12 protein-coding genes are annotated in these 10,636 nt (G+C 57.0%); 8 read left to right on the top strand and 4 right to left on the bottom strand.

Going from position 1 to position 10,636, the window contains the following annotated elements; all coding sequences use genetic code 11:
- On the top strand, positions 1–197 hold a 197-nt coding region (locus AC2FH0_RS18300; RefSeq protein WP_496692212.1), incomplete at its 5' end, for a hypothetical protein.
- Here AC2FH0_RS18300 and AC2FH0_RS18295 read toward each other — a convergent pair.
- Together AC2FH0_RS18295 and parC are read right to left on the bottom strand one after the other, a co-directional pair.
- Positions 194–784 carry a hypothetical protein gene (locus AC2FH0_RS18295; protein ID WP_496678806.1) on the bottom strand — a complete coding sequence of 197 codons (591 nt, stop codon included), beginning with the start codon at positions 782–784 and terminating at the stop codon, positions 194–196. The two genes, AC2FH0_RS18300 and AC2FH0_RS18295, sit on opposite strands and share 4 nt — an antisense overlap.
- A 95-nt stretch (positions 785–879) precedes the next feature.
- The gene (gene parC, locus AC2FH0_RS18290) at positions 880–3,228 is read right to left on the bottom strand and encodes a DNA topoisomerase IV subunit A (RefSeq protein ID WP_496702993.1); all 2,349 of its coding nucleotides are present in this window, start codon (positions 3,226–3,228) and stop codon (positions 880–882) included.
- Positions 3,229–3,429: 201 nt separating this feature from the next.
- Here parC and AC2FH0_RS18285 point away from each other — a divergent pair, with 201 nt between their 5' ends.
- The 6 genes from AC2FH0_RS18285 to AC2FH0_RS18260 all read left to right on the top strand — a co-directional run bounded on the left by AC2FH0_RS18285 (position 3,430) and on the right by AC2FH0_RS18260 (position 7,744).
- On the top strand, positions 3,430–4,032 hold the full coding sequence (locus tag AC2FH0_RS18285; protein WP_496692211.1) for an SH3 domain-containing protein: 603 nt from the start codon (positions 3,430–3,432) through the stop codon (positions 4,030–4,032).
- Between the two features lie 68 nt (positions 4,033–4,100).
- Positions 4,101–4,928, top strand: a complete 828-nt coding sequence (locus AC2FH0_RS18280; protein ID WP_496692210.1) for an SDR family NAD(P)-dependent oxidoreductase — start codon at positions 4,101–4,103, stop codon at positions 4,926–4,928.
- A gap of 80 nt (positions 4,929–5,008) precedes the next feature.
- Positions 5,009–5,212, top strand: a complete 204-nt coding sequence (locus AC2FH0_RS18275; RefSeq protein ID WP_142639289.1) for a twin transmembrane helix small protein — start codon at positions 5,009–5,011, stop codon at positions 5,210–5,212.
- Entirely contained in the window at positions 5,213–5,785 is a 573-nt protein-coding gene (locus AC2FH0_RS18270) for a cob(I)yrinic acid a,c-diamide adenosyltransferase (RefSeq protein WP_281973486.1), read from the top strand.
- Positions 5,786–6,050: 265 nt separating this feature from the next.
- Positions 6,051–6,815 carry an electron transfer flavoprotein subunit beta/FixA family protein gene (locus AC2FH0_RS18265; RefSeq protein WP_496790034.1) on the top strand — a complete coding sequence of 255 codons (765 nt, stop codon included), beginning with the start codon at positions 6,051–6,053 and terminating at the stop codon, positions 6,813–6,815.
- The gene (locus AC2FH0_RS18260; protein WP_142639283.1) at positions 6,815–7,744 is read left to right on the top strand and encodes an electron transfer flavoprotein subunit alpha/FixB family protein; all 930 of its coding nucleotides are present in this window, start codon (positions 6,815–6,817) and stop codon (positions 7,742–7,744) included. Before AC2FH0_RS18265 ends, AC2FH0_RS18260 begins: the two co-directional genes overlap by 1 nt.
- A gap of 61 nt (positions 7,745–7,805) precedes the next feature.
- On the opposite strand, the gene AC2FH0_RS18255 is transcribed toward AC2FH0_RS18260, so the two are convergent.
- Positions 7,806–8,627, bottom strand: coding sequence for a DUF6473 family protein (locus AC2FH0_RS18255; protein ID WP_496692209.1), 822 nt, complete (start codon positions 8,625–8,627; stop codon positions 7,806–7,808).
- 162 nt (positions 8,628–8,789) lie between these two features.
- Here AC2FH0_RS18255 and AC2FH0_RS18250 point away from each other — a divergent pair, with 162 nt between their 5' ends.
- Positions 8,790–9,665 carry a 3-hydroxybutyryl-CoA dehydrogenase gene (locus AC2FH0_RS18250; protein WP_496709635.1) on the top strand — a complete coding sequence of 292 codons (876 nt, stop codon included), beginning with the start codon at positions 8,790–8,792 and terminating at the stop codon, positions 9,663–9,665.
- Between the two features lie 65 nt (positions 9,666–9,730).
- On the opposite strand, the gene AC2FH0_RS18245 is transcribed toward AC2FH0_RS18250, so the two are convergent.
- Complete coding sequence (locus AC2FH0_RS18245; protein ID WP_271951305.1) at positions 9,731–10,630, bottom strand: lysophospholipid acyltransferase family protein; 900 nt, start codon at positions 10,628–10,630, stop codon at positions 9,731–9,733.
- Positions 10,631–10,636 lie beyond the last annotated feature (6 nt).

The raw sequence follows: 10,636 nt of genomic DNA, 5'->3' as shown, positions 1-10,636 counted from the left end.
GTCTTGCCGTGGTCAACGTGCCCAATCGTGCCAATGTTGACGTGCGGCTTATTACGCTCAAACTTTTCCTTTGCCATTCCTCAGGCGCCCTTTTGTGCTTTGGGGGACCCTTGGTCCCGTGGTTACATCTGCGCGCGCGAGATATTGGGTTCAAAGGAGAAAATCAAGCACATCCTGCGGGAAATGCCGTTCTTTAAGCCGGATTTTGCGTTGCTTCACCTGAATCGAGTGGCTGGATCAGTTCGGGACGCCGGTCGAACCAACCGTTTTCCAAATGTTCCTCGGCCAACCATTCTTCGACTCGGTCCGCAACTTTCAGAGCCAGCCCGCTCATTTGCTCTTGTTTCGTCCGTTCATGACCCGACCCTTTCAGGGCACTGCCACCGGTTGTGTCTTCCAGCACCTGGAATTGCTTACCTTTGGCAAGAAATTCTTTCTTGTTCACGTCATAAACGTTGACCAGAACAATCGCAGTGCTCTTGGGGTTGTAGATCACCGGAATTCCGGGAGGGGCCAGCATGTAGCCCTCGAGGCTGATTCCGATGTCGTATTCCTGTGCGCCCGTATAGCGCCCAAGGCGGATGTCCACCGCGTTTTGAATGGCCGCAGTCCATTCGTCTGGCGTCGCATCCCGGCTTACCGGCCCCTGCACCGCCTTATCGGCAAAGGCATAGTTTACCCGCAACTTGAATTCGCCCAGCGACTCAGGCTCTTCGTAAACCTGCGTTTGGGTGCAGGCGCCCATCAGGGCCAATCCGGTGATCAGTGTCAAAATGCGCAACATGTCTCGTCTCGATAGGCCTGTTTTTCTTTGATCTAACGCACCGATACGGCTTGTGCCAAGCCGTATCGGCATAAATCCTCTGTGACCGGGCCTGATCAGGAGAATTTAAAATCACGCGGGAAGCCGTATGGCGGCTTTTTCCCGACGCTGGCACGCTTGGCCAGCCATTGCGAAAGATCTGCCTCGTGCCGGGTCTTGTCGCCACCCATGGACCATTTCAGGCCCTCTTCCCAGTTGAAGGTGGTGATATCTGACAGCCCGCCGTCCAATTCCAGCGTCCCCTGCCGCCCGCGCGCCATATTGTATTTCTGCAGGCGAACGCCCTTGCCGCGGGTCATTTCAGGCAGTTCCTCGGTCGGGAAGACCAGAAACTTGCCGTTCTGAGAAACCACTGCAACGTGGTCACCTTCGATCGCCTTACAGATAATCGCTGTTTCGTCGCCTTTAACGTTCAGCACCTGTTTGCCGTTTCGGGTCTGTGCCAGCACGTCATCCTCGGGCACGGTGAAGCCGTTACCCGCATCCGAGGCCACCAGCAGCTTGCGCCCCGGTTTGTGGATCAGGATGTCGATTATCTGCGCCTCATTCGGCAGGTCGACCATCAGGCGCAGCGGCTCGCCCATACCCCGACCGCCGGGCAGATTCGCGGCGCTGATCGTATAGAATCGACCGTTCGAGGCAAAGACCAGCAGCCGATCGGTGGTTTCCGCATGGAAGATAAACCGTGGCCCATCGCCATCCTTGAACTTCAACTCGCGGTTCAGGTCGATATGGCCGGTCATGGCGCGAATCCAGCCCATCTGAGAGCAGACAACCGTGATCGGTTCGCGGTCGATCATCGCCTCAAGCGGGACCTCTTCGACCTGACCGGCTTCGGCAAACTGGGTGCGACGCGCGCCGCCCTCATAATCCTTGCCGAACGTTTTCTTGGTCTCTTTCAACTGCTCGGCGATGCTGGCCCATTGCAGGCTTTCGTCGGCTAGAAGATCTTCGAGATTGGCACGTTCCAACATCAGCTCATCGCGTTCGCGAACCAGCTCCATCTCTTCCAGACGACGCAAGCTGCGCAGACGCATGTTAAGAATTGCGTCGACCTGGACCTCGGACAGCTCGCCCTCGCCCCGTGTGGGCGAGACATAGTCGGCCTCATTGGTGGCGCGGACATGGTCGATGCCCCAGTCTTCGCGCATCAGCGCAGCCTTGGGGTCATCGTCATAGCGGATAATGTCGATCACGCGGTCAAGATTCAGGAAGGCAACGATAAAGCCCTCCAACACCTCCAGCCGATGGTCGATCTTGGCCATCCGGTGGCGCGACCGGCGCAGCAGAACCTCTTGCCGGTGATCAAGGAAGGCGCGAAGCACTTCTTTCATCGAGCAGACTTTGGGTGTCACCCCGTCGATCAGCACGTTCATGTTCAGGCTGAACCGCACCTCAAGGTCCGAGTTGCGATAGAGCATGCCCATCAGAACCTCGGGGTCCACATTCTTGGAACGCGGCTCAAGGATCAGGCGGATGTCATCGGCGGATTCGTCACGAACGTCGCCAAGGATCGGGATTTTCTTGGTCTGAATCAGCTCGGCGATCTTTTCGATCAGCTTCGATTTCTGAACCTGATAGGGAATCTCGGTGACGACGATCTGCCACTGACCGCGGCCCAGATCCTCGACCTCGAACTTACAGCGCAGGCGGAATGACCCGCGCCCGGTGCGATAGGCCTGCGCGATATTCGCAGGCGGTTCAACGATTACGCCGCCGGTTGGGAAATCCGGTCCGGGCACGTAGTTCAGAAGCGTATCGTCGCGCGCATCCGGCGTCTTGATCAGATGCAAACAGGCGTCACACAGTTCCGAGATGTTATGTGGCGGGATATTCGTCGCCATGCCCACCGCAATACCGCTGGAGCCATTGGCCAGCAGATTCGGAAATTGCGCGGGCAGAACCACCGGTTCGGTCAGCGTGCCGTCATAGTTGTCACGGAAATCGACAGCATCCTCGTTTAGACCCTCAAGCAGAGCCTCGGCCACGATGGTCATCCGAGCCTCGGTATAACGAGAGGCCGCCGGGTTATCGCCGTCGATATTGCCGAAATTCCCCTGCCCGTCGACCAGCGGATAACGCACGTTGAAATCCTGCGCCAAACGCGCCATCGCGTCATAAATCGCGGCATCGCCGTGCGGGTGATAGTTACCCATCACATCGCCCGAGATTTTCGCCGACTTACGGAACCCGCCCGTTGCACTGAGTCGCAACTCGCGCATCGCATAGAGGATTCGCCGATGCACCGGCTTCAAACCATCCCGTGCATCGGGCAAGGCCCGGTGCATGATGGTGGACAGCGCATAGGTCAGATAACGTTCACCAATCGCGCGGCGCAGCGGTTCGGCTACTTCGCCCCCGTTTTCGGGGGCCACCATATTGGGGTCGTCGATCGTATCATTCATAGATGATGTGATACGACGCAAGGGCGCGCGGGTAAAGCAAGCAAGACATATTTTATTGGGGACAAGTGGCGCTTTTTGCAACAGGGGGAGGCAACCCCCCGATTTCCCCCGTTTTTCGACTTGGGTCGCGAATTATGCTAGGATGTCTGACATTAGTCTGCTGCCTTTTTTTGTTTTGATTGATCGACCGGGGGATGCGCCATGACGCGCCTGATTGTAATGAGTTTCGCTGCACTTGGCTGGTGCTTTTACGTCATGAGTGGCGGGCCTAATTTCGAGCCGCGCGGTGTGCGGTCGGAACAGCCTGTGCGAGTCGCCTCGAAAGCGGCCCCCAAAAGCGTAGCACCGTCTCCGGCAAAAGAGCTTGTGACAAATGTCGCTATGCGCTCGCCGGTCGTGCGCGAGCGCCCGATTGATCCCCAGCCAGCAGTCGCAGCGATTGTCGCAGAACCTGCCAGTCTGGACACTTTCAACGCGCTTTCGGTGTTTGACGATCAGACTGCCAGCATCACGCTTGCGTCTCTGGAAGACGGTGTAACTGGCCTGAAGCAAATCACCAAGGACGTGCAGCCTGAACCCGCTGCCCAGCCTGAACCCAGGAAAGATATCCGGGAAATCTCCGGGACCCGCGTGAACATGCGTGACGGCCCTGGAACGATCTACCCGATTGTTGGCAAAGCGCGCATCGGCCAGAAGGTCGAGGTGCTAAGTGACTCGGGCACCGGATGGTTGCGACTGCGCGTGTTGCCGCAGCAACAGGTGGGGTGGATTTCGACCTCTTTGGTCAGAAAAACACCAGACTGACGTGGAGCAATGATTGTTCCCATACTCTGTGCACCCTAGCTTGGGGCTGGTTCAGAATCGGGAAAATCATGCAGAAAACCATTCTAATTACTGGCTGCTCATCGGGCATCGGACTGGATGCGGCGCATGGGATGCGCGCGCGGGGTTGGCGCGTGTTTGCCTCGTGCAAACAACAGCGCGATTGCGACCGGTTGCGGGCGCAGGGGTTTGAAAGCCCGCGCATTGATTATACCGACACGGCCAGCATATCGTCGGGTTTGAACGAAGTGTTGGAGGCCACCGGAGGCACCCTGGACGCGCTGTTCAACAATGGCGCACATGGCCTGCCCGGCGCGGTCGAGGACCTGCCGACCGAAGGCCTGCGTCAGATTTTCGAGGCGAACTTCTTTGGCTGGCACGAACTGACCAGACAGGTCATCCCGATAATGCGCAATCAAGGACACGGGCGAATCGTTCAGAACTCTTCGGTGCTGGGTCTGGTGGCCTATCCGTGGCGCGGCGCCTATGTGGCCACGAAATATGCAATCGAAGGGCTGACGGATACACTGCGCCTAGAACTGGCTGATACGGGGATCAAGGTCATTTTGATCGAACCCGGCCCGATCACATCTAAAATCCGCGAAAACTCGATCCCGTTCTTCGAGCGGTTCATCAACTGGCAAAACTCGGCCCTGCGCGAGCGTTATGAGTCCTCTTTGTTGAAAAGACTGTATGAATCGTCGGGGCCGGATCGGTTTGAACTGCCCGCATCAGCAGTTACGACCAAGCTGGCCCACGCCGTAGAATCCAAGCGCCCGCGCCCCCGATACTATGTGACAACACCTACATTTATCGCCGGTTGTTTGCGCCGCATCCTGTCGACACGTGCGATTGACCGCATCCTTGCAGGGGTCTGAGGCGAAATAACCCGTTCGCTTTTGGCACGCACGGGGCTAGATGATAGCCCTAGGCAAACAGAAACGCGGACGGTGTACTCATGGACCTAATGATGGTCATTTTGCTTTTGGCCATGGCGGCGGTTGTCGTCGTATTGGCGCTTGGCATCTCGAATTTTGGCAAAAGCGGCAGGGACGCGGCACTGAAAAGCAACAAGTATATGCGCCTGCGTATCCTGTTTCAGTTCATCGCCGTGATTCTGATCGTGCTTTACGTCTGGCTGCGCGGTCAGGGAGGTCAGTAAATGGTCGTATTGAACAAGATTTACACCCGCACCGGTGATGATGGCAAAACCGCTCTCGGCAATGGCGAACGCGTTGCCAAATACTCGGGCCGCGTGACCGCTTATGGCACCGTGGACGAGTTGAACGCCTTTGTCGGCGTCGCCCGGACCGAGGCAGATGGGGATGTCGAAGCTGCACTCGCCCGCATTCAGAATGACTTATTTGATCTGGGCGCAGATTTCTGTCGTCCCGATATGGAAAAGGATGCCGAAGCAGACTATCCGCCTCTGCGCATCGTGCCCTCGCAGATTGACCGGCTCGAGGTTGAAATCGACGCGATGAACGAAGCCTTGGAACCGCTGCGCAGTTTCATCCTGCCCGGTGGCTCGCGTCTTGCGGCGCATCTGCATGTATGTCGAACCGTATCTCGCCGGGCCGAACGGCTTGCGGTTGAGCTGACCAACATGGAGCCGGTCAACGAAACCGCAGTCAAGTACCTGAACCGTCTGAGCGACTGGTTCTTCGTCGCAGCCCGTTGTGCCAATGAAAACGGAACCGAAGATGTTCTGTGGGTTCCGGGCGCGAACCGCTGAAAGCGGCGTTGCGTCCAGTGGACGCGGCGGCGACCGGAAGGGCGAAGCCCCGGCCCGACGGGCGGGCGCAAACCGATAGCTTCCTGCCTTTTTGGGTGGGTGTGTGGTGCTTGGTCACGTCAAAAATAGCAAAACGCGACGTCCGTTGCAGATGACGTGACGATTTTGCCCTGTTGCCGCCTGAATTGAATCGCTATTCAAGCCCTCATGAACATTGGTGGAGTCGCGACGCGGCTTGCCGTTTTTTGTGAGGAGCTAGCGCAAAATGAAGGTACTCGTGCCTGTCAAACGCGTGATTGACTATAACGTTAAAGTTCGCGTCAAAGCGGATGGCAGCGGTGTCGATCTCGCCAATGTCAAAATGTCGATGAACCCGTTCGACGAAATTTCTGTCGAAGAGGCAATCCGTCTGAAAGAAGCCGGCAAGGCAGACGAAGTCGTCGTTGTTTCTATCGGCGTAAAACAAGCCCAGGAAACACTGCGCACTGCGCTGGCCATGGGCGCGGACCGTGCCATCCTGGTCATTGCTGCAGATGATGTCCATCAGGACATCGAACCCCTGGCCGTTGCCAAGATCCTGGCCAAAGTGGTCGAGGAAGAGCAGCCCGGTATCGTTCTGTGCGGCAAGCAGTCTATCGACAACGACATGAATGCAACTGGTCAGATGTTGTCAGCTCTTTTGGGCTGGTCACAAGGCACCTTTGCGTCCGACATCGACATCGACATCGACGGCGACAGCGCAAAGATCACTCGCGAAGTCGATGGTGGCATGCAAACCATCAGCGTCAAAATGCCGACAATCGTGACCGTGGACCTGCGCCTGAACGAGCCCCGTTACGCGTCGCTGCCCAACATCATGAAGGCGAAGAAAAAGCCGCTGGACGAGAAAACCGCCGCCGATTACGGCGTCGACGTCTCGCCGCGCCTGGAAGTCGTCAAAACCGAAGAACCACAGGCACGTGCCGCTGGCATCATCGTCGGCTCGGTAGACGAGCTTGTCGCGAAACTCAAAGAAGCGGGGGCTGTGTAATGGCTGTTCTTCTTCTCGCCGAAGTCAACAATGGTGAACTGGCGCTGGACGCAACCGCCAAAGCTGTAAACGCAGCAAAGGCACTGGGTGATGTAACCGTTCTGGCCGCAGGCGGTTCCGCTGCTGCTGCCGGTGAAGCTGCCGCCAAGATCACCGGCGTCTCAAAGGTTCTGGTCGCCGAGGACGAATCGCTGGGCCATCGCCTGGCGGAATCCACTGCTGCGCTGATCGTAGGTCTGGCTGATGGTTATGAGCACATCGTTGCCCCCGCCACCACCGATGCCAAGAACGTTATGCCGCGCGTTGCCGCGCTGCTGGACGTCATGGTCATCTCGGACGCGTCCGGTGTCGTCGACGGCTCGACCTTCGAACGCCCAATCTATGCGGGCAACGCGATCCAGACCGTCAAATCTGTGGACGCCAAAAAAGTCGTCACTTTCCGAACCGCAAGTTTTGATGCTGCGGGCGAAGATGGCTCGGCAGCCGTTGAGACCATCTCGGTCGGCGAGAACCCCGGTCTATCGTCCTGGGTCGAAGACAAGGTAGCCACAAGCGACCGCCCCGAGCTGACTTCGGCTGGCGTTGTTGTGTCGGGTGGCCGTGGTGTCGGTTCTGAAGAGGACTTCAAGCTGATCGAAGGTCTCGCTGACAAGCTGGGGGCCGCAGTAGGCGCATCGCGCGCCGCAGTCGACTCGGGCTATGCTCCGAACGATTGGCAGGTGGGTCAGACCGGCAAGGTTGTTGCCCCGGATCTGTATGTCGCTGTCGGCATCTCGGGTGCGATTCAGCATCTGGCAGGTATGAAAGACTCTAAAATCATCGTGGCAATCAACAAAGACGAAGAAGCGCCGATCTTCCAGGTTGCCGATTACGGTCTGGTCGCCGACCTGTTCCAGGCCGTTCCGGAACTGACCGAGAAACTCGGCTGATCAACGGGCTAGACTTTTCCACGAAGAATCTTGCATTGGGCCCGCCATCGGCGGGCCCTTTTCATTGCAGGTTTCTGATCGGACCGACCAAGGCGTCAGCAATCGACCTGTGTGCCGCAGGACCTATCATATATTCCGCCATGGGCTGTTGCAGTGTTCCAAACAGCATATCTTCAAGCTCATCGGACTGCCCCGACACGCTGACCGTCACCTCAACGATCTCGGCGCTGAGAGGGCGCAGGGCCTCGATCATCTGTGGCGTGATCCGAATATCAGCACCGTGCTTGGGCTGATCACTTTCTGCCTCACGCAGGACCTGCAAATTCAACAAGACAACAGGCGCTTCAAGCGCCTCAACAAGCCCCCCAATGCGGTCGATCCAATTCCGTCGCAGCTCTTCTGTGATTACCTCGAACCGCGCATCATTGCGGCCCTGCAACAAAATCATCAGGTGATGTACGAAATGGACATCGGCAAAGTCGATCTCGGGATAGAGAGATTTCAGATCCTCTGTCGGAGCCAAAAAACGGTCGTTGCGTCGGGGATGAACCCGGTAGAATCGATTGGACTGCCCCAATATGTCGCTAAGCTGAACCAAGCAGAGCTCTGCTTGGTTCAGTAAACCCCTCAACTCCGTGTCATCGCACAGCGCATCTACACCGCAAAAAAGACTTCCGAAATTCAGGCATCGTCTGTCCAACCTCTCTTCGAGAACTGCCGCGAATGGCTGCTCGACGAATCGCCCGAATGTTTCGGTCCCACCTGCGCAGGCCACAAATGACGTCTCCAGCGAACGCATTGGCCCACGAAACCACAATCGTGACTCACCGTATTGGCACACGTCATGCTCGAGTCGCCCCGAGCCAGCTTGATGATAGCTCATATCACTCACCCAATTTTCACCCGGATGCCATCTTGCAGCCGCAAGTCTTGAGAATCTCCTAATGTGCGCATTTGAAGCAAAGTCGAACGGTCTGATCCCCTTGCCGCCCGCCCCGATCTGCCGATAGTGTCATCCTACCCCGTGGCACAGAGGCATCAAAAAATGGATGTAAAATCAGTCGGAGTGATTGGCGCAGGCCAAATGGGCAATGGTATCGCCCACGTACTGGCTTTGGCGGAATATGACGTTCTGCTGAACGACGTTAGCCAGGACGCGCTGAACAGCGCCATGGCGACGATTGAAGGAAATATGGCGCGCCAGGCATCGCGCGGAAAAATTTCGGATGAGGAGATGCAATCCGCGCTGAAACGCATCACGACTACAATGGAGCTGCCAAAGCTGGGCCAGACTGACCTGGTGATCGAGGCCGCAACCGAGCGTGAGACCGTCAAACAAGCCATTTTCGAAAGTTTGCTGCCACATCTGCAACCGCATACAATCCTGACGTCAAATACGTCATCTATTTCGATCACACGTCTGGCGAGCCGAACAGACCGGCCCGAACGCTTTATGGGTTTTCACTTCATGAACCCAGTTCCGGTGATGCAACTGGTTGAACTGATCCGGGGCATTGCTACGGATCAACCAACATTTGCTGCCTGTAAGGCCGTTGTAGACCGCCTGGGCAAAACCGCCGCCAGCGCCGAAGATTTCCCGGCTTTCATTGTCAACCGCATCCTGATGCCGATGATCAACGAGGCCGTATACACCCTGTATGAAGGCGTGGGGAATGTTCAGTCGATTGACCAATCGATGAAATTGGGCGCAAACCACCCGATGGGACCGCTAGAACTCGCTGACTTTATCGGCCTAGACACCTGTTTGGCCATTATGAACGTGCTGCATGATGGATTGGCCGATACCAAATATCGCCCTTGCCCGCTGTTAACGAAATATGTCGAAGCGGGCTGGCTGGGACGTAAAACGCAGCGTGGTTTTTATGACTATCGGGGCGATGCCCCGGTGCCGACCCGGTAAAGGCCACCGCCCGGAATTCATCCGGGCGCAGCCACGAGATTGTCCTGATCAGGTGAAATTGCAGGTCAGAGCTTGGTTGCCTGCCCCAGACCCAGCGTGTGTTTTCTGAGCCAAGCCATAAAGCCGCGCGGATCTCGTTCCAGCAGCTGCATATCCTCATCCGAGATCGGTTCTCCGATCACCGGGGATTGCGGTTTGTTGCAGGATCGAACGATCTCGTGCAGCAACAAACCCTGCCGCAGAATCGCAGAAAGCTTGTTGGCGATCTGGTAGGCACGCGAATTCCTGCCAGGGAAAAAGATCGGCAGGACCTGCGCGCCGGATCGACGGATCATTTTGGCCGTGAACACGTTCCACTCACGCTCGATCACCGGCCCGAACCAGTCATCCGAAGACATCACGACGCCTGAAGGGAACAAGGCCACAACACCCCCGTTTTTCAGATGCTCCATCGCATTGCCGCGCATCTCAAGCATCTTGGCCTGTGCCTCGGGATCGTGCGGGAAGGGCACCGGAATCATGAACGACGTCGCCGCTTCGTCCAAACCTGTCAGAACCGAACGGGTCAAGATCCGATAGTCGCTGCGGACCCTGCCGATCAGCTCTGCCAGAATCATGCCGTCGACCATGCCATGGGGATGGTTGGCTACGACGACCACGGGCCCCGTTTTCGGAATACGCGCGATCTGTTCCTCTGGCGTGGTCAGGTCGATGCCCATTATGTTAAGCGCACCTGCCCAGAACCGTTGGCCGCGGAATTGTTCATTCTGCTTCTCGAACTTGTTAACCATACCCAAAATGGTCAACTTACCCGTACACCATTCAATGGTGCGGATCGCTGTTGCAGTCCAAGGGTCGTCGAACGAGTTTGCGTAGGTCAGGGTTTTACGATCATAGATCTCGCCCTGGTCCTTGGTCCCATCCACCACCGGGCCTGTCTTGGTCTCGTGCGTTGTTTCCGCCAATTCCTG

This window comes from Ruegeria sp. CDSC051, from assembly GCF_059610665.1.
Note: the sequence above shows the minus strand (reverse complement) of the source record. Positions and strands in the feature narration are given on the sequence as shown.

What these genes read in the sequence shown, in the direction of transcription:
- AC2FH0_RS18270 (WP_281973486.1), top strand. Translation starts at nt 5,213, where the DNA reads ATGGTCGTATTGAACAAGATTTACACCCGCACCGGTGATGATGGCAAA.
- AC2FH0_RS18285 (WP_496692211.1), top strand. Translation starts at nt 3,430, where the DNA reads ATGACGCGCCTGATTGTAATGAGTTTCGCTGCACTTGGCTGGTGCTTT.
- AC2FH0_RS18275 (WP_142639289.1), top strand. Translation starts at nt 5,009, where the DNA reads ATGGACCTAATGATGGTCATTTTGCTTTTGGCCATGGCGGCGGTTGTC.
- AC2FH0_RS18255 (WP_496692209.1), bottom strand. Translation starts at nt 8,627, where the DNA reads ATGAGCTATCATCAAGCTGGCTCGGGGCGACTCGAGCATGACGTGTGC.
- parC (WP_496702993.1), bottom strand. Translation starts at nt 3,228, where the DNA reads ATGAATGATACGATCGACGACCCCAATATGGTGGCCCCCGAAAACGGG.
- AC2FH0_RS18265 (WP_496790034.1), top strand. Translation starts at nt 6,051, where the DNA reads ATGAAGGTACTCGTGCCTGTCAAACGCGTGATTGACTATAACGTTAAA.
- AC2FH0_RS18260 (WP_142639283.1), top strand. Translation starts at nt 6,815, where the DNA reads ATGGCTGTTCTTCTTCTCGCCGAAGTCAACAATGGTGAACTGGCGCTG.
- AC2FH0_RS18280 (WP_496692210.1), top strand. Translation starts at nt 4,101, where the DNA reads ATGCAGAAAACCATTCTAATTACTGGCTGCTCATCGGGCATCGGACTG.
- AC2FH0_RS18250 (WP_496709635.1), top strand. Translation starts at nt 8,790, where the DNA reads ATGGATGTAAAATCAGTCGGAGTGATTGGCGCAGGCCAAATGGGCAAT.
- AC2FH0_RS18295 (WP_496678806.1), bottom strand. Translation starts at nt 784, where the DNA reads ATGTTGCGCATTTTGACACTGATCACCGGATTGGCCCTGATGGGCGCC.